The following is a 16,968-nucleotide window of genomic DNA, read 5'->3' as shown; positions in this document are numbered from 1 at the left end:
ACGGTTTTCCATGCGTGCTGACCGCCAGGAACAGGATCTGAAATTCACGCGCCGCGCCCTGCTGACCGCAGGCGCGGGCGGTCTCGCTTTCCTCGGGCTGGGCGCTCGCCTGTATTCGCTGCAAGTCCTCGAAACCGAACGCTACCGGCTGATGTCGGAAGACAATCAGTTCAATTTCAATCTGCTGCCGCCGTCACGCGGGCGGATCCTCGACCGCTTCGGTGTTGCCGTGGCCGATAATCGGGACAGCTATCGGGTCCTGCTGGTGCCCGAGCAGTCCGGCGATGTCGGCTCGGCGCTCGACCGCCTCCAGCCTTTCCTGCCGCTGAGCAATTATGAGCGCGAGCGTGTCCTGCGCACGGCCCGTGGCCAGCGCAGCTTCCACGCCATCACCGTCGCCGATGATCTGGACTGGCATACCTTTGCCTCGATCAATCTCAACGCCCCGGATCTCGCCGGTGTGACGCCGGATGTCGGCGAGGTGCGCTCCTATCCCTATGGCCCGTCCTTTGCCCATGTGATTGGCTATGTTCAGCCGCCCAATGACGACGACATTGCCAATAATCCGCGCGATGCCGAGCGGCTCCTTCGCCACCCGGGTTTCCGCGTCGGCAAGACCGGGGTCGAGGTCGCGCGCGAGATGGATTTGCGCGGGCAGGCCGGTGCCCTGAAGACCGAGGTCAATGCCCGCGGCCGCGTGATCCGCGAGTTGCCAGAGCAATCGACCGAGCCGGTCGCGGGACGGGATGTCGTCCTCACTCTGGATGCCGATATCCAGCGCTTTGCCCACGAACGGCTTGGCCAGGAAAGTGCCTCGGCGGTGGTGATGGACGTCAATACGGGCGAGCTGATTGCGCTGGTCTCGACGCCCAGCTTTGATCCCAACCTGTTTGTTGGCGGGATTTCCTCGGCGGATTACGCCGCCTTGCGCGACAATGACCATAATCCGCTGTTCCAGAAGTCGATCCAGGGGACCTATCCGCCCGGCTCGACCTTCAAGGCCGTGGTTGCGGCGGCCGCGCTGGAGCATGGCGTCATCCCGCCGACCGAGCGGGTGAACTGTACCGGCTCGGTGCGGCTCGGAAATCGCGAATTCCACTGCTGGCGTCGGCGCGGCCACGGGCCGGTCAATCTGCGCGATGCGGTGAAGACTTCCTGTGACATTTTCTTCTACGAAATCGCCGAACGCCTCGGGATCGATCGCATCCACGAGATGGCGACCCGGTTCGGCATCGGTGAGCAATTCGACATCGGCATCGCCGGTGTGCGTCGCGGCAATATGCCGAACCCGGCCTGGAAGCGGGCCCGGTATGACCAGGGCTGGTCGACCGGCGACACCTATAATACCGGGATCGGGCAGGGCTTCGTGACCACATCGCCCTTGCAGCTGGCGGTGATGACGGCGCGCGTGGCCTCGGGCCGGGCGGTGACCCCCACCCTCTATCGCAATGCGATGATGCCGCCGGCGGCCCATATCGGTGTCAACGATGCGGCGCTGGCCAGCGTCCGCGACGGTTTGCGGGCCGTTGTCGAGGAGCCGGGCGGGACGTCCTATTCCCTCGGCGGCCTCGGGCTCGGTGATATCGAGATGGCGGGCAAGACCGGCACCGCGCAGGTCTATTCCATCACGGCGGCCGAGCGCGAAAGCGGCGTCCGCGAGCAGGCCGATCTGCCCTGGCGTCTGCGCGATCATGGCCTCTTCATGTGTTACGCGCCGGCAGCCGAACCGAAATATGCCTGCGTTGTCGTTGTCGAGCACGGCGGCGGCTCCTCAGCCGCGACGCGGCCGGCGCGCGACATCCTGCAACGCACCGTCGCGCGGGATCCGTCCAGCCGGGCCGGCGTGTTTGCCGATCTAGGCAACAACGTGCCGGGAGGTGCCTGATGGCTGTCTTCCGCGAGAGTGTGCCGCGCGACCTGCCCGGCAAGATGATGGAGCTGAACTGGACCCTTGTCCTGCTTCTGGTCCTGCTCGGGGCGGCCGGTGTCGGCATGCTCTACTCGGTCGGTGGCGGCAGCTGGGAGCCGTGGGCAATCAATCACGCGATCCGCTTTGCCCTCGGCTTTGCCGGCATGCTTGTGATTGCGATGTTCCCGCCGCGCTTCTGGATGGGAGTCGCCTATCCGGTCTATGTCGGGGCACTGATCCTTCTGGTCCTGGTGGAGATCGGCGGGGTCACCATCAATGGCGCCCAGCGCTGGGTTGATCTCGGACCGATCCGGATCCAGCCGGCGGAGATCATGAAACTCTCGCTGGTGCTGGCGCTGGCGCGTTTCTACCATGACCTTCCCGACGACAAGGTGACGACGATTTCCGGTCTCCTGCCGCCGCTGCTGATCATCGGACTTCCGGCCGCCCTGATCGTCAGCCAGCCGGACCTCGGCACGACGCTTTTGCTGGCGGCGACCGGTGTGATGGTGATCTTCATGGCCGGGCTGAGCTGGTGGTTCATCCTGATCGTCGGCGGGGCCGGCCTGGTCGGTGTTGTCGGCATCGGACTCTACGGTCTGGAGAATATTCTCGCCGACTATCAGATGGATCGCGTGCACGCCTTCCTCAATCCGGATTTCGACCCGCTCGGGATCAACTATCACCCCAACCAGGCGGTGATCACGCTCGGTTCGGGCGGCATGACCGGGAAGGGCTTCCTGGAGGGGACCCAGTCCAAGCTGGGCTATCTGCCGGAGATGCAGACCGACTATATCTTCACCGCGCTGGGCGAGGAATTCGGCTTTGTTGGCGGGATCGCGGTGCTGGCAGTCAATGCGCTGATCATGGCCCAGGGCGTAATCATCGCGATCAGCTGCAAGAGCCCGTTCCTGCGCCTGATGACGATCGGCATCATCACCACCTACGCCTCCTACGTCTTCATCAATATCGGCATGGTGTCGCGCCTGCTGCCGGTGGTCGGGGTGCCACTGCCGCTGATTTCCTATGGCGGCACGGTCGTGCTCGCCGTGATGGCCGGCTTCGGGCTGATCCTGGGCGCCCACATCCATCGCAATGCCGAGCCGCCGCGCGGAGCCGGCCTGTTCGGCTGATTTTGCGCCGCACTGCAACAACGTCGCGCGCTTGACCGGCTGGGCCGGTTGAGGAAGTGTGCGCGGCAATTCAGTAAGGGGTGGACGCACGCTCGCGTCCGGTTTCAGGGGAGTTTCTCATGGCGGCAATACCAGCCGGTCAGCACGCGCATTGGTCGTCGCGCTTCGCATTCATTCTGGCGGCGGTCGGTTCCGCGGTCGGTCTTGGCAATCTGTGGCGCTTCCCGTTCATGACGGGCCAGAACGGCGGCTCGGCCTTCGTCCTGATCTATATCGGCTGCGTGATCCTGTTCGCCCTGCCGGTTCTGATGGCGGAAATCGCGATCGGTCGCCACGCCCAGCAATCAGCGATCTCCTCGACCCGCAAGATGGCCCAGGAAGCGGGCAAGTCGGCCAATTGGGCGATTGTCGGCTGGGTCTGTACCGCTGGCGGCTTCCTCATCCTGACGACGTATTCGGTCATTGCCGGCCAGGTCATGGCCTATTCGGCCTCCGGCTTTGCCGGCGGTTTCGGTCAGCCCGACGGCGCGACCATGTTCTACCAGGGTCACGGCACGCAGCTGCTGTGGCATGCGGTCTTCATGCTGATCACCGTGCTGATCGTGGCCCGGGGTCTGAAGGGCGGGATCGAGCAGGTCGCGACCTTCCTGATGCCGCTTTTCTTCGTGATGCTGATCGGCCTGACGATCTACTCGCTGTTCTCCGGCGCCGCCGGTGAAGCCATCGCCTACCTGTTCACGCCGGACTTCTCGGCGGTCACGGGGGCGACCTTCGTGGCCGCTCTCGGCCAGGCCTTCTTCTCGGTCTCGGTCGCCTCGGCCATCATGATCACCTACGGCTCCTATCTCTCCAAGGACACCAATATCGGTTCGTCCTCGGTGCTGATCGCCGGTGCCGATACCGCCGTTGCCCTGATTGCCGGCCTGATGATCTTCCCGATCGTCTTCATGGTCGGGATCGATCCGGGCGAAGGCCTCGGCCTGATCTTTACCGCCTTGCCGGCCGTCTTCGCCGACATGCCGGCGGGCAATATCATCGGTGGAGCCTTCTTCGCGCTGGCCTTCATTGCCGCGATCACCTCGTCGATTTCCCTGCTGGAAGGCACGGTCGCCTTTATCGAGGAACATTCCGACTTCTCGCGTCCGACGGCCGCCTGGCTGCTGGGCTTCTTCGCCTTCATGATCGGCTCGGGCGCGGTCTACTCCTCGACCTTCGCCGGCGAGTTTGTTGACTGGCTCTCGGGCAGCTTCCTGCTTCCGCTCGGCGGTCTGCTGGTTGCGGTGTTTGCCGGCTGGGTGATCCCGAAAACGATCATGCGCGACGAGTTGAGCCACGCCTCGAACGGGCTGTTCGCCTTCTTCCACTTCTGTGTGAAGTTTGTGGTCCCGCCGGCGATCGGTCTCATTTTGCTGCTGGGTCTGGACGCCAAGTTCAATGGCGGCGGCATCGGGGCCTTGCTCGGCCTCGGCTAGCCGAACTTGTCGGCAAAGGCGTCGGTCGCACGCACCAGTGCGTCGACCACGCCCGGCTCGCCGGCTGCATGGCCGGCATCGCCAATCAGCTGGAGCCTCGCCTTGGGCCAAGCCCGGGCGAGGCTCCATGCCGTTTGGGGTGGCGTCACCACGTCATATCGGCCCTGGACGAGAATGCCCGGCAGATGCTTGTAGCGGTCGGCATCCTCGATCAGCTCGCCATCGCGCTCGAAGAAGCCCTTGTGCACGAAATAATGGCTCTCCAGCCGGGCCAGCGCGTCAGCGCGTACCGGGTCGGCGAGGGGACCGGCGGGGTCCCCGGTCATCGAGATCAACGCACTTTCCCAGCGTGACCAGGCCAGCGCATCGGGGCGGCGGCGGATGATGTCCGGCTCGGCGAGGCGTTCGTAATAGGCGCGGATGATGTCTCCGCGCTCCTCCGGGCTCAGCGGATCAACGAGGCGTTCCCAGGCGTCCGGGAAGAGCATGTTGGCGCCATCCTTGTAGAACCAGTCGAGCTCGCGCTGTGTGCAGGTAAAGATGCCGCGCAGGATCAGGCCGATGCAACGGTCGGGATGGGCGCGCGCATAGGCAAGTGCCAGCGTGGCGCCCCAGGAGCCGCCAAACACCACCCATTTCTCGATGCCCATGACCTCCCGGATCCGTTCAATGTCGTCGATGAGGTCCTGGGTCGTGTTGTGCGCCAGCTCGCCGTGCGGGGTCGATCGACCACAGCCGCGCTGGTCGAACAGGATGACGCGATAGCGGCGCGGATCGAAAAACCGGCGCAGCGCCGGTGAGGCGCCGCCTCCGGGGCCCCCGTGCAGGGTGACCACCGGAAGGCCATCGGGACGACCGCACTCCTCGACATAGAGGTCGTGGCCATTGCCGACCGCCAGTCGCGAGGCCTTCAGCGGGCGGATCGGCGGATAGAGGAGGCGGCGGGAGTAGGATGCGTCCATGTCGATCACTGTGCCGTTAGCCAGTCCTAAATACAATAAACCATAGCCTAGAAGGCCTTCGCTCTATATCGTGCATCACGTTGGGGCTGACCATTGATCTTGGGATTGTTTGAGTAATGAGCGCATTCCGGCGAGCCGTTCTGGCCATAAGTTTTTGCTGCCTTGCCTCTGCCTGCGCCAGTGCGCCGATTTCAATCGCCGCATCCTCGCTTCCCGGCTCTGCCGGCCCCTCTACCCCCGCCCACCGTCAGCTCGACAGCGCCGTTGACCGTTTCAACACGCGCCTCGAGGCGCGTGGCCTGATCCGCCAGGCCAGCTCGATGGACACCGCCATGCGCTGGATGAACCAGCTGGCGGGTCATGACAGTGAGAGCGGGCCGGGCGGCCTTGCGCTCTATCTTGAGGTCGGCGACGTCGATCTTGAGGACGCGACGGCCGTCGGGATTGTCCAGGCCGATCTTGTCGATGTCTGGCGCGCCGCCGCCGGGATCGACGCCGCCAGCCGTGCGCTGCTGGTTGAGGGTGCGGGCCTGTCGCGTGCCGAGGTCACCGACGCACTCGGCGCCGTCGAGGGCGCCATGGCCAATGCACAGAGCGCACAGTCGGTTTTTGACGCCGCGATGCTTGAGATGATGTCGCTGCACGATGCCGAGGCCCTGTCGGGACTGCGGGTTGAGCGCGATTTGCTGGCCTTGCGGATCAGCGATTTGCGCGATCGGGCCGATGAGCTGGCCGATCTGCGCCGCCAGATGCGTAACCCGGCAATTTCCTGATGATCCATCCTGATGAGGTGAAGGGCTTTCTCGACCCCGAGGAAGGCCGGGAGCTGGCCAGCCTGGCCGGCGAGGCGGGACAGCTCGGCCCGGTGCTCGAGATCGGATCCTATTGCGGCAAGTCGGCGCTATATCTGGGGCCCGCCGCGCGCCAGGCCGGGACTATTCTCTACACCCTGGATCACCACCGTGGCTCGGAAGAGCACCAGCCCGGCGAAGAATACCACGATCCCGAGCTCTACAATGCCAAGCTGGGCGCGGTGGAGACCCTGCCAGCCCTGCGCGAGACCCTGTTCCGGGCCGAACTGGAAGATTGTGTCATTCCGCTCGTCGGCCGCTCGGCGGTGATCGCCGCCAACTGGACCACGCCGCTGGGCATGGTCTTCATCGATGGCGGGCACTCCATGGAGGCCGCGCTGGCCGACTACCGCGGTTGGGCCGGACGGGTTGTCGCCGGCGGCATCCTGGCCATTCACGACGTCTTCCCGAATCCGGAAGATGGCGGTCGTCCGCCCTATGAAATCTGGAAGCTCGCCTGCGCCTCGGGCCTGTTCGAGCCGGTCAGGCGTACAGGAACGCTGGAAGCTTTGCGGCGGCTTTGACCGTCGGGTATTCCGGCAGGTGATTGGCGACCAAGAGGTCGCTGCCCCGGGTCAGCCCGTCGATCGCATCGGCGGCGAGGATCAGCGCGCCGGACGTCCAGGACGGTCGCTCGCGTGGCCAGATAATCGATTCCTCGAACTGCCAGCCCATCCAGTAGCCGCCATCGTGGGCAATCAGTGGTGCCAAGTTGGCGATCAGGGCGCGCGCCTGCTCGGTCTTGCCGACCGCCTGGCAGGCCAGTGCCAGTTCGGCGGTCTCCGCGGCGGTCACCCAGGGCTGGTCGGAGACGCAGCGGCAACCCAGACCCGGCTCGACGAATTCCGACCAGCGGGCATAGAGCCGGGCGCGTCCGATATCGGTCGGCAGGACGCCCGCCAGCGCCGGGTAGTACCAGTCCATGGCAAAGCCGCGGCGGTCGGTGCCCTTGCGGTCAAAACGGGCGTCATTCTCGCGCAGGGCGGCGCCGATCCGGCGCCGTGCCTCGAGCCAGGCTGTAACCGGCTTGCCCAGTCTTCGGCCGATCAGGCAGGCGCATTCCAGCGCCTTGTAGAGGCTGGCATTGCCGGCCCGCAGGCTGTCGATTTCCGTGATGGTCTGCTCATCGCCGCGGGCGCGCCAGACGATATCGCCATGCGGGGTCTGGTGCGCGAGGATGAAGTCCATCGCTGCTTCGACCATCGGCCAGTAGCGGGTCAGGGTGTCGAGCGCGTTGAGGGCCAGCAGGCTGCGCAACACCGTCACCGCGGCATAGCCGGAGAAATTGGTGTCGCGCGCGGTTTTCGGTTTGCCCGGGACGAGATGACGGTTGGCATCATCAAGCGGAACCGAGGCCCCGAGATCGCCGGTCCAGCCACCATCGGCCTCCTGGCGATCCATCAGGGCGGTGAGGGCGCGCAGGGTTTCTGCTTCACGTCCGGCGATCGCAAGGCCCATCGTCGCCTCGCCGTGATTCCAGGCATCCCAGACGCCGGCCTCGATCCACGGGATGGTCCCGTCGGCGCGTTGCAGCGAGGCGATGTGATCGGCGCAGGCCTTGATGTCGACCAGTTGGCTCATCAGCTCGTCTTCCTGAAATACATCACCACGGATTTGCCCATGACCGGATCAAGAAGCCATTCCATGGCACGCGTCAGCCAGGGGCGCTTGATCAGGTCCCACTCGAGGAAGCGCCGGTAGAGCGCGACCAGGCGGCTGTCCTCCTGCTTGTCCCAGACCGCACAGCGCAGCCACCAATAGGGGCTGTGCAAGGCATGCGCCCAGTGGCGGCGGAAGCGGCGGAAGCCCTGCTTTTCGACATCATGGCGAAGGGCATCCGGCCTGAAGATGCGCACATGGCCGCCCGGCGTGTTCTGATAGCCGAAGGACAGCCACCAGCAGATCGCCTCCGGCCAGTAGCGCGGCACCGAGACGGCAAAGATACCGCCCGGCTTCAGGACGCGGCGGATCTCGGTCAGGAAACGGTCGGGATCGGGCACGTGCTCAAGCACTTCGGAACAGATGACCCGGTCAAACGTGTTGTCGGGGAAGGGGAGTTTCTCGCCGGTTCCGGTCGTCAGCACGGCGCTGCGCAGGTCCGAGGCGGGGTCCGGGGGCGGTAGCTCGAAGAACTTGTCCAGCGCGATGCAGACATCCTCATGGCTCAGGTCCAGCCCGACTGCCATCACCGGGGTTTCGTCCCAGTACAGCCCGTGCAGATGCCGGCCCTGGCCGCAGCCGAGGTCAAGGACGCGCATGCCGGGCTCGAGGGCCAGGCTGTCGATCTGGATGGTCTGCATCGGCTAGGCTCTGACCTGTTCTGACAAGGCCTCGACATAGAGATGCGAGGCGGCGAGCGCATGGCTCGACCAGTTGAATTCACGGCGGGCGCGGATCGCGGCCTTTTCGCCAAGCGTGGCCGCGCCAACCGGGTCATCGAGGAGCCGGGCGAGGTTGGCCGCCATGGCACCGGCATCGCCGGCGGGCGAGACGAGGCCGGCATCGCCGACGACTTCGGGCAACGCCCCGCCATCGCTGGCCGCCACGGCCGCGCCGCACGCCATTGCCTCTGCCGCCGGAAAGCCGAAGCCTTCGAAACGGGCCGGACAGGCGACGATATGCGCCTTGCGATAGAGGTCGGCCACTTCCGTGCGGCTGAGATCGGACGAGGTGGTGACACGGTCCGCCAGGCCGTGCGAGGCCAGCATCCGTTTGGCAGGGCCGTCGCGCAGCGTGCCGATGATGTGCAGCCGGGCCGCCGGGCGCGCCGCGGCGACACGGGCCAGGGCTTCAATCAGCACGTCCAGCCCCTTGATCGGCACGTCGGCGCTGGCGGTGGTCACGATCAGGCCGGTCTCGCGCTTCACCGACGCGTCGGTTCGGAAGGTGTCGTGGTCGAGCCCGTTGAAGGCGACCCGGACGCGACCGGCATCGACGCCATAGCGTTCGGCGTGGGTTTGGCGTGCCGCGTCGGACACGGCCAGGTGCCGCGGCAGGGCGCGGGCGGTTCGCGCCTGCATGCCGACAAAGCGATACCACCGCCGGGTCAAAAGCCGCTCCCACCATTTGCGACCGGCGGCAATGGCATAGTCGCGATCAATGGCGATCGGATGGTGCAGGGTCGTGATGACCGGCAGGCGGTCATTGATGCGGATCATCGGGGCGGAGAGCGTCTGGTTGTCATGGATGACATCGAAACGGTCGCTATGGGTCTTCAGGAAACGGTCGAGCCGGCGGCCGAAGGCATACAGTTCGCCAAAGGCGCCCGAATTATGGGCCAGCCATTCCGACAGATCGGCCCAGGAGGTCAGATAGCGGGGGTGGAAGGCGAGAAAGGCATTGTCCTCGGCGAACAGGTCAAGCGAGGGCAGCTGGTAGAGCGTGATGCCCGGGTCGAGTTCGGGATAGGGCGGCCCGGATGCCACCGAGACGTCATGACCCAGCGCCACAAGCGCCCGGGTCAGTTCGCGCAGATAGACGCCCTGGCCTCCGACATGGGGATGCGAGCGATACCCGGTAACGAGAACCCGCAGCGACCGCATCGGCGCCACGTCACTCTCCTTTTCCATCCTTGTGGAAACAAGGTTAAGTCCGTCCATGAGGCGTGATTCCGGCGGTGGCAATTGATCCGCGAACCTATAGAAGTGAACAATGTTCGCCAAGCCGGTCTTGCCGGCTTAATGCGGTCTCGCGACGCGGCGCTTCGGATGGCCGCAAACGTGCGCGAGGACCAGGCGGCCCGATCTCGGGATCGGGTCGACAGGATGAAGTGATGGTCAAACCCACAGCCCTGCGCTTTGCGACCTATTATGGCGCCTTCTACCTGATGTTCGGGGCTTTCCTGCCGTATTTCCCGCGCTGGCTGGACGGCCGAGGCCTGTCGCCGGAATGGATTGGCTGGATTCTCGCCGCCGGCATGATCGGGCGGACGCTGGTCTCGCCGATCGGCGCGCGCTGGGCTGACCGGGCGGTGCGGCACCGTGATCCGATTCTCGCCTTTGCGATCGGCAGCGTCATCGTCTTTGCCCTGCACCTGCCGGTTTCCACGCCCTGGGTCCTGCTGGTGCTGTCCTTTGCCGCCGGCGCCCTGGTTTTCGGACAGATACCGGTCACCGACGCCTTCGCCATCCGCGCGGCGCGCGATCATGCCTTCGAATTCGGTCCGGTCCGGGCCTTTGGCTCAGTCCTGTTCATTGTCGCCAATTTCAGCGCCGGCGCCCTGATCGACCGCCTCGGCACGGAAAGCGTGCTGGCCTGGATGATCATCGCCGGCGGGCTGATGGCGCTCGCCGCCGCCTGGCTGCCGCCCGGGCATCGCCCCGCCGGCCATATTCCCGATCCCGACGAATGGAAGCGCCTCGGGCGATTGCTGCTGGGACCGCTCGGCCTTGCGCTCGGGGCCTCGGCCCTGATCCAGTCCGGTCACGCCTTCTACTATGTCGTTTCCGCCAATGCGTGGTCAGCGCAGGGGATTAGCGGCGCCATGGTCGGGGCGCTCTGGGCCTTTGCCGTGGCCTTCGAGATCGCTTTCCTGTGGCTGTCGGGGCGCGGCTGGCTGGGCCGGCTCAGCCCGGCGGCGCTGATGATGATTGGCGGGCTCGCCTCGCTGTTGCGCTGGGGAGCGACGGCGCTGTCGCCGCCGCTCTGGGCGCTCTTTCCCTTGCAGGCCCTGCATGCGTTGACCTTCGCGGCGACCTATGTCGGTTTCCTGCGCTTCACGGCCCAGGACATGCCCGACGACCAGACCGCCCTGGCTCAGGGCCTCAATTCGGCGATTTCGGGCGGCGTGCTGCTGGCCGCGATGTCGACCCTGTCCGGTTATGCCTTCGCACAATTCGGCATTGGCGGCTTTGCTTTCATGATGCTGCCCGGCCTTGTCGGCCTGGTCGCGGCAATTCAGTTGCATCGCGTTTCTTCACTCCCGCGCCGGGACAATATCGACTAGGGTTGCAGCGATGAGGGGTATGCGGGACGAATCGCCGGCAAGAGCGGAACTGGTTGTGCGCGAGGAGGGCGAGCGCACGATCCTTGAACCCCATGGGGATTGGGTCGTCGATACGATCGGCCGCCATGACCGCGCCATCCATGCTGTCGAGAACAGCACCGACGCCTGCAACATCATTGTCGATTTCACGCATCTCGGCCGCATCGACACGTCCGGGGCCTACCTGCTCGGGCGGGCAACGCGACGCTGTCCGACGCCGGATGCGGCATTCCATTTCATCGGCGACCACCGCACCGCGCGCCGGCTGATCGAGGAAGTCCGTCAACGCACCCAGATCTGCGCGCCGGACGAGGTGCCGACCTTCGGCTTCATGAAGGCGATGGCGCGGATCGGCGCCGGACTGGAAGCGGCCTATGACGAGGCCGTCGATACCTTTGCCTTTTTCGGCAAGACGCTGACCACGGGTCTGAGCTGCTTTGTCCAGCCCTGGCGCTTCCGCCTGACGCCGACCGTGTGGGCAATGGAGGAAGTGGGCGTCAACGCCCTGCCTATCGTCGCCATGCTGTCCTTCTTCATTGGTGCCGTGGTCGCCTATATGGGCGCCAACCTTTTGCAGAGCGTCGGCTTTTCGGTCTTCACGGTCGAGCTGGTCGGGATCTCGGTACTGCGTGAGTTCGGTGTGCTGATTACCGCCATCATGCTGGCGGGACGATCCGACAGTGCCTTCACGGCCTCAATCGGCGCCATGAAGATGCAGCAGGAAGTCGACGCGATGCGCGTCCTCGGGCTCGACCCGTTCGAGGCCCTGGTCCTGCCGCGCGTGGTCGCCTGCGTGTTGATGGCGCCGCTCCTGACCTTTGGTGCCATGGTCTCCGGCATTGTCGGCGGCATGCTGGTGGCGTGGTCGGCGCAGGATATTTCGCCGGCGCTCTTCATCACCCGGCTGCACTCCGAACTCGATCTCAGTCACTTCTGGGTCGGCATGTCCAAGGCGCCGGTCTTTGGCCTGGTCGTGGCGATTATCGGCTGCCGGCAGGGCATGCAGGTGCAGGGTGATGTGGAATCGCTCGGGCGCCGCGTGACCGCCTCGGTGGTGCAGTCGATCTTCGCCGTGATCGTGCTCGAGGCGCTGTTCGCGATGATGTATCTGGAGCTCGGAATATGAGTGAGGACATCCTCATCTCCGTGCGCAACCTGCGGACGGCCTTCGGTTCGCATGTGGTCCACGAACATCTCGACCTCGATGTCCGCCGTGGCGAAATCCTCGGTATTGTCGGCGGGTCAGGTACCGGCAAGACGGTGCTGCTGAACACCATTCTCGGACTAAAACAGCCCGATGGCGGCGAGATTCTCTTCGATGGTCGCCGTCTGGGTGACCTGTCTGAGCGGGAGCGTCGGAAGATCGATAGCCGTCTCGGTGTCCTCTTCCAGAATGGCGCGCTGTTCACCTCGCTCTCGGTGCTGGAAAACGTCATGGCGCCGCTGCGGGAGCATATCGACATGCCGGTCTCGCTGATGGAAGAGATCGCCGGCATGAAGATCGGCCTGGCCGGGCTCGATCAGAGCGCCGCCGACCGGTTTCCCTCGGAACTGTCCGGCGGCATGCGCAAGCGCGCGGCCCTGGCCCGGGCGCTGGCTCTCGATCCGGAAATCCTGTTTCTCGACGAACCGACGGCCGGACTCGACCCGATCGGCGCGGCGGCCTTCGACAGTCTGATCCGCGAATTGTCCGATGCGCTGGGCCTGACTGTGGTCATGATCACACACGACCTCGACAGTCTGTACGCAATTTGCGACCGCGTGGCGGTTTTGGCCGACAAGCGGGTTGAAGCCGTGGCACCAATCAGGGAGTTGTTGACCAATCAACATCCCTGGATCCAGGAATACTTTCACGGGCCGCGTGGCCGTGCCGCTGAAACGGCCAAGGGGAGCTAGTACATGGAAACCAAAGCCCATCACGCCCTGGTCGGCCTGTTCGCCGTTCTCCTGCTGGCGGCCGGCGGGTTTTTCGCGCTCTGGCTCGGCAAGGTCTCCTTTGACGAGGACTATGCCTTCTACGATATCGTTTTCGACGGACCTGTGCGTGGCCTGCGCGAAAGCGGCGAGGTCCGGTTCAACGGGATCCAGGTCGGCGAGGTGACCGGACTTGAGCTGGACGACCAGAGCCGGGTGATCGCCCGTATCCGGGTGCTCGCCCAGACCCCGGTCCGGGTCGACAGCGAGGCCCAGCTCGAGCCGCAGGGCCTGACCGGCCTGTCCTATATTCTCATCACCGGCGGCACGCCGGACGCCCTGCGTCTCGAGAGCCCCGCCAACCGGCCACCGCCACAGATCTTCGCCCGTCGGGCCCAGCTGGAAGGCCTGGTCGAAGGGTCCGAGGACGTGCTCGATGCCGCCCAGACCACGCTCTTCCGTCTGACCGCCCTGCTCAGCGAGCAGAATGTCGGCGAGGTTTCTGCCACGCTGACCAATCTGCGCGAGATTACCGACCGGCTGTCGGAGGAAGCGGCGCTGGTCGAAGATGTACGCAACACGCTGGCGAGCATTGATGCCGCCGCCCGGGACATGTCGGATGCTGCGGGCTCACTCGAGCAATTCGGTGTCACGGCCGGGGCTTTCCTCGACAATGAGATGACGCTCGCCACCAATGAAACGACCCTGGCCGCGATGGCCGTCAACCAGGCCGCCGCGGACACCAACCAGATCGTGCTGACCCTGCAGCCGGCCATCGAGAGCCTCGCCGATAGCGGTATCGAGGACCTCAACCGCACCCTGTCGGACCTGCGCCGCGTTGTCGCCTCGCTGGAACGGATCACGTCGGAAGTCGAAAGCAATCCGGGCGGCTTCATTGCCGGAGCGCCCCGTGAAACCGTGGAGGTGCCGCAATGAGCGGATCACGCTTTATCCGTGCCGCCCTTGTCGGGTTGAGCGCCCTGTCGGTCTCCGCCTGCGTCTCCTTGCTGCCGGAGTCCGAGCCGGTCTCGGTGTACCGTCTGTCGGCCCCGCAGCCTGCGGAGCTCACGGGCGATCACTGGACGGTTGTCGAGATCGATGTCCCCAATGCCCCACGCGGCCTGTCCGGCGATCAGATCGCGATCATGCGCAATGGCTCCAGTCTCGCCTATATTGCCGGCGCGCGCTGGATATCACCCGCTCCGCGCCTGCTGCAGAGCCTGGTGATCGATACCTTCAACGCAAACAATGCCCAGCTGGCCCCGACGCGGGCCGATGATGGTGTGCGCGCCGATTACGAGCTGCGCCTCGACATGCAGGAATTCGAGGCGATCTATGATCGCGGTGAGGGCGTCGCGCCATTGATCCGCGTCCGGATTTCGGCGCGTCTGGTCGCCGAGCAAGGGCGGCAGTTCGCCGGCGCACGTGTGGTGACGGCGGAAGCCCGTGCCACCAATAACCGCACCAGCGACATTGTCGCCGCGTTTGACGATGCCGCCCAGGCGGCCAGCCGCGAGATTGCCGACTGGACGGCGAGCCGGGCCGCCACACTCGCCAACTAGGCGCGTCCGGACCGATCGCATGAAGGGCGGGTCCCGCTCAGCTTTCGCTGGAGCTGTCGTCATCCTTGCGTGACCGGCGATCCCGCTTGGGCGCCGGCGCGTCTTCATTCTCCGGCATGCTCGACAGGAGATCCTTCCAGCGCCAGCCCGGTTCACCGCCGGAAGCGTTGGACCGGCGTCCGCCGCGTTCCGGGAAACCGACGGCGGTGTCCGGGCGCGGCTTGGTCGAAGCCTCCGAATGGCCCAGCGGGCGCTTCATCTCGTCATCGGCTGCGTCATCGCTGTCTGCCGCTTCGGGCTCGGCCTGATCGGGTGCCGGGCGTCGCGGCTTGCGGCCAGCCAGCGGATCAGGCAGCTCGTTGCTGGCGAGCTCCGGTGCGCGCCGGCCACCGGCGACGGACCCCATGCGCAGCATGAAGTCCGACAGCAGCTCGTAATTCTGGCGGATACGGGCCTGGAAAGCGGCATCGATTTCCTGGGCTTCCTCGGCAGCGGCCATAGCCGCTGCGTTGAGACCTTCGAGCCCGCGCCGGACGGTGTCGGCGGCCTCTTGCGCCCGATCGCGGGCCAGACCCGGCATCTCGGCCAGGCGCTCGGTCATCGCCTCGATATGGCGCTCGACGGTCTGGGTCTCCGACCGCGCCGAGGCGAGCACGGACTCAAGGCGTTTGCGGACCGCTTCAGCCGCTTCGTCGGCAGCCAGCGAGGCGCGCTTGGTCAGCTTGTCGGCTTCCGCCAGGCGCAGGTCGAAAGCTTCGTCCGAGCGGCGAGCCGCCTCATAGGCGGCCTCATTGGTTTTCTCGACCTTGTTGGCGACAATGTCGGCCTGGGCCTCGATGGCATCAATCGCCGCGTCGGACACCGCCTTGGCTTCCTGGGCCGAGGCGATCAGGCGGGCGAGGGCGGATTCATGATCCTGTGCAGCGCTCTCGGTCTCGGCCCGGACACGTCCGGCCATGCCGTCGGCGCGCTCGATGGCGGCCTCTACCGCCTCGCGGAAGGCCACCGCGCCGTTTGCGGCGGCTGAATTGAGGGCGTCGGCCCCATCGCGGGCCGTGGTCGCCATGGCTTCCAGCTCGGCCTTGTGGAAATCGAGCGCGGCGCCGATCTTCTCCTGCTCCTTGCGCAGGGCCTCGCCGGCATCGGCCAGGCGCTGGCGGTGTTTCACATAGGCGGCATCAAGATTTTCCGAGCGTTCCTTGAGACCATCCGACAGTTCACGCAGATGGCTGGTCCGCTCGGCGATGACCAGGGCGGCGGCGTCACTGCGTTCGGTCACCGCACTGCCGGCCTCGTTGAGGTCAAGCACGCTGGCGCGGATACGCTTTTCGCTATCGGTCGCCTGGCTTGCGGCCAGCTCGGCCGCAGCGGCGACCATCTTGGACTGGTCGGAAATGGCCGCGGCGATCAGGGCGGCCTTGTCGTCGAGCGATTCCGAGACCTCGCCGAGACGCAGGCGCTCGGTGCGCAGCCCCTTGAGCAAGTGTTCGGTGCGGTCGCGGGCATCGGTCGCGGACTGTTCCAGCGACTCGGCGTGGTGGCTGATCACTTCTTCCATCGCGGCGAGCCGGGCGAGGGCGCTTTCCAGCGCCGAATTGATCCGCTCGACCTCGCCGGAAACGGCGTCGGACAGGCTCTGGACTTCATGACGGGCATACTGGGCCGGCTCGGCCAGCTTGCGGATCGCCAGCTCGACGCGGCGGGTATTCGCCGAATTGCGCACGATCTCGCGGGCCATCATGCCAGCGATGATGAAGATCAGGGCGGGCAGGAGGGCGAACACCGAGAGACCGGTCAGCTGACCGAAGCCGTATCGGCCCAGGGCTTCGAGCGACTGGATGCCGAGATACCCCCACAGGAAGGCGCTGGCCCCGCCAACCCAGAAGAGGGCGAAGCAATTGCCCAGCCAGACCAGCCAGTTTCCGCCGCGCGGCGGTGCCTCGGATGCGGTCGCCTCAGGGGCAACCGGCTGCGCGAGGGCCTTGCCATTGGCATGTGCCAGCGGCGTGCCGCTGTCCTCGTCGGCCATGGTCATCTCCGCGAGTTCGATGGTGTGGTCTGGCTTGGTATCGGTCATTTCGGGCCTGACTGGCTGCAATTCGCATTGGGCCTGTCCGCGCGCTGCGGGCGTGCCGGTACGTCCTAGTATGGCAGACAATAAGGGGAGATGCGCCCGAGGCA

The 16,968-nt window shown here is 65.6% G+C and carries 15 protein-coding genes; 10 read left to right on the top strand and 5 right to left on the bottom strand.

From position 1 onward, the window contains the following. Nucleotides 1-10 precede the first annotated feature (10 nt). From mrdA to AAA969_RS10130, 3 genes are all read left to right on the top strand, one after another. A complete protein-coding gene (mrdA, locus tag AAA969_RS10140) occupies nucleotides 11-1,885 on the top strand; it encodes a penicillin-binding protein 2 (RefSeq protein ID WP_338245911.1) in 1,875 nt (624 codons plus the stop codon). Next, entirely contained in the window at nucleotides 1,885-3,042 is a 1,158-nt protein-coding gene (rodA, locus tag AAA969_RS10135) for a rod shape-determining protein RodA (protein ID WP_338245910.1), read from the top strand. The genes mrdA and rodA overlap by 1 nt, the downstream gene beginning before the upstream one ends. 119 nt (nucleotides 3,043-3,161) lie before the next feature. After that, nucleotides 3,162-4,514, top strand: coding sequence for a sodium-dependent transporter (locus AAA969_RS10130; RefSeq protein WP_338245909.1), 1,353 nt, complete (start codon nucleotides 3,162-3,164; stop codon nucleotides 4,512-4,514). Here AAA969_RS10130 and pip read toward each other — a convergent pair. Further along, nucleotides 4,511-5,476, bottom strand: coding sequence for a prolyl aminopeptidase (gene pip, locus AAA969_RS10125; protein ID WP_338245908.1), 966 nt, complete (start codon nucleotides 5,474-5,476; stop codon nucleotides 4,511-4,513). The genes AAA969_RS10130 and pip overlap by 4 nt on opposite strands. 116 nt (nucleotides 5,477-5,592) lie before the next feature. On the opposite strand from pip, the gene AAA969_RS10120 reads away from it, so the two are divergent. Both AAA969_RS10120 and AAA969_RS10115 read left to right on the top strand, forming a co-directional pair. Continuing rightward, entirely contained in the window at nucleotides 5,593-6,249 is a 657-nt protein-coding gene (locus AAA969_RS10120) for a hypothetical protein (RefSeq protein WP_338245907.1), read from the top strand. After that, nucleotides 6,249-6,851, top strand: a complete 603-nt coding sequence (locus tag AAA969_RS10115; RefSeq protein WP_338245906.1) for a class I SAM-dependent methyltransferase — start codon at nucleotides 6,249-6,251, stop codon at nucleotides 6,849-6,851. Before AAA969_RS10120 ends, AAA969_RS10115 begins: the two co-directional genes overlap by 1 nt. Here AAA969_RS10115 and AAA969_RS10110 read toward each other — a convergent pair. From AAA969_RS10110 to AAA969_RS10100, 3 genes are read right to left on the bottom strand one after another with little or no spacing between them, the layout of a single operon-like run. Then, a complete protein-coding gene (locus tag AAA969_RS10110) occupies nucleotides 6,811-7,908 on the bottom strand; it encodes a hypothetical protein (RefSeq protein ID WP_338245905.1) in 1,098 nt (365 codons plus the stop codon). The genes AAA969_RS10115 and AAA969_RS10110 overlap by 41 nt on opposite strands. Then, entirely contained in the window at nucleotides 7,908-8,627 is a 720-nt protein-coding gene (locus AAA969_RS10105; RefSeq protein WP_338245904.1) for a class I SAM-dependent methyltransferase, read from the bottom strand. Before AAA969_RS10105 ends, AAA969_RS10110 begins: the two co-directional genes overlap by 1 nt. Nucleotides 8,628-8,630: 3 nt before the next feature. Next, a complete protein-coding gene (locus AAA969_RS10100; RefSeq protein ID WP_338247236.1) occupies nucleotides 8,631-9,869 on the bottom strand; it encodes a glycosyltransferase family 4 protein in 1,239 nt (412 codons plus the stop codon). Between the two features lie 230 nt (nucleotides 9,870-10,099). Between AAA969_RS10100 and AAA969_RS10095 the strand changes: the two genes are divergently transcribed. From AAA969_RS10095 to AAA969_RS10075, 5 genes are read left to right on the top strand one after another with little or no spacing between them, the layout of a single operon-like run. Beyond that, the gene (locus AAA969_RS10095) at nucleotides 10,100-11,272 is read left to right on the top strand and encodes an MFS transporter (protein WP_338245903.1); all 1,173 of its coding nucleotides are present in this window, start codon (nucleotides 10,100-10,102) and stop codon (nucleotides 11,270-11,272) included. 19 nt (nucleotides 11,273-11,291) lie between these two features. After that, nucleotides 11,292-12,437, top strand: a complete 1,146-nt coding sequence (locus AAA969_RS10090) for an ABC transporter permease (RefSeq protein ID WP_338245902.1) — start codon at nucleotides 11,292-11,294, stop codon at nucleotides 12,435-12,437. Then, a complete protein-coding gene (locus AAA969_RS10085; RefSeq protein ID WP_047157482.1) occupies nucleotides 12,434-13,207 on the top strand; it encodes an ABC transporter ATP-binding protein in 774 nt (257 codons plus the stop codon). Before AAA969_RS10090 ends, AAA969_RS10085 begins: the two co-directional genes overlap by 4 nt. Nucleotides 13,208-13,210: 3 nt before the next feature. Next, a complete protein-coding gene (locus AAA969_RS10080) occupies nucleotides 13,211-14,161 on the top strand; it encodes an MlaD family protein (protein ID WP_338245901.1) in 951 nt (316 codons plus the stop codon). Next, nucleotides 14,158-14,787, top strand: coding sequence for an ABC-type transport auxiliary lipoprotein family protein (locus tag AAA969_RS10075; protein ID WP_338245900.1), 630 nt, complete (start codon nucleotides 14,158-14,160; stop codon nucleotides 14,785-14,787). The genes AAA969_RS10080 and AAA969_RS10075 overlap by 4 nt, the downstream gene beginning before the upstream one ends. 37 nt (nucleotides 14,788-14,824) lie before the next feature. On the opposite strand, the gene AAA969_RS10070 is transcribed toward AAA969_RS10075, so the two are convergent. Further along, on the bottom strand, nucleotides 14,825-16,864 hold the full coding sequence (locus AAA969_RS10070; RefSeq protein WP_338245899.1) for a hypothetical protein: 2,040 nt from the start codon (nucleotides 16,862-16,864) through the stop codon (nucleotides 14,825-14,827). Nucleotides 16,865-16,968 lie beyond the last annotated feature (104 nt).

Origin of the sequence: Maricaulis maris (assembly GCF_036322705.1) — a bacterium.
Taxonomy (GTDB): Bacteria; Pseudomonadota; Alphaproteobacteria; order Caulobacterales; family Maricaulaceae; genus Maricaulis; species Maricaulis maris_B.
This window is presented reverse-complemented; position numbering and strand designations above follow the sequence as displayed.

Excerpts from the sequence above, each read along its gene's own strand:
- mrdA (WP_338245911.1), top strand. The coding sequence starts at position 11 with ATGCGTGCTGACCGCCAGGAACAGGATCTGAAATTCACGCGCCGCGCC.
- rodA (WP_338245910.1), top strand. The coding sequence starts at position 1,885 with ATGGCTGTCTTCCGCGAGAGTGTGCCGCGCGACCTGCCCGGCAAGATG.
- AAA969_RS10130 (WP_338245909.1), top strand. The coding sequence starts at position 3,162 with ATGGCGGCAATACCAGCCGGTCAGCACGCGCATTGGTCGTCGCGCTTC.
- pip (WP_338245908.1), bottom strand. The coding sequence starts at position 5,476 with ATGGACGCATCCTACTCCCGCCGCCTCCTCTATCCGCCGATCCGCCCG.
- AAA969_RS10120 (WP_338245907.1), top strand. The coding sequence starts at position 5,593 with ATGAGCGCATTCCGGCGAGCCGTTCTGGCCATAAGTTTTTGCTGCCTT.
- AAA969_RS10115 (WP_338245906.1), top strand. The coding sequence starts at position 6,249 with ATGATCCATCCTGATGAGGTGAAGGGCTTTCTCGACCCCGAGGAAGGC.
- AAA969_RS10110 (WP_338245905.1), bottom strand. The coding sequence starts at position 7,908 with ATGAGCCAACTGGTCGACATCAAGGCCTGCGCCGATCACATCGCCTCG.
- AAA969_RS10105 (WP_338245904.1), bottom strand. The coding sequence starts at position 8,627 with ATGCAGACCATCCAGATCGACAGCCTGGCCCTCGAGCCCGGCATGCGC.
- AAA969_RS10100 (WP_338247236.1), bottom strand. The coding sequence starts at position 9,869 with ATGCGGTCGCTGCGGGTTCTCGTTACCGGGTATCGCTCGCATCCCCAT.
- AAA969_RS10095 (WP_338245903.1), top strand. The coding sequence starts at position 10,100 with ATGGTCAAACCCACAGCCCTGCGCTTTGCGACCTATTATGGCGCCTTC.
- AAA969_RS10090 (WP_338245902.1), top strand. The coding sequence starts at position 11,292 with ATGCGGGACGAATCGCCGGCAAGAGCGGAACTGGTTGTGCGCGAGGAG.
- AAA969_RS10085 (WP_047157482.1), top strand. The coding sequence starts at position 12,434 with ATGAGTGAGGACATCCTCATCTCCGTGCGCAACCTGCGGACGGCCTTC.
- AAA969_RS10080 (WP_338245901.1), top strand. The coding sequence starts at position 13,211 with ATGGAAACCAAAGCCCATCACGCCCTGGTCGGCCTGTTCGCCGTTCTC.
- AAA969_RS10075 (WP_338245900.1), top strand. The coding sequence starts at position 14,158 with ATGAGCGGATCACGCTTTATCCGTGCCGCCCTTGTCGGGTTGAGCGCC.
- AAA969_RS10070 (WP_338245899.1), bottom strand. The coding sequence starts at position 16,864 with ATGACCGATACCAAGCCAGACCACACCATCGAACTCGCGGAGATGACC.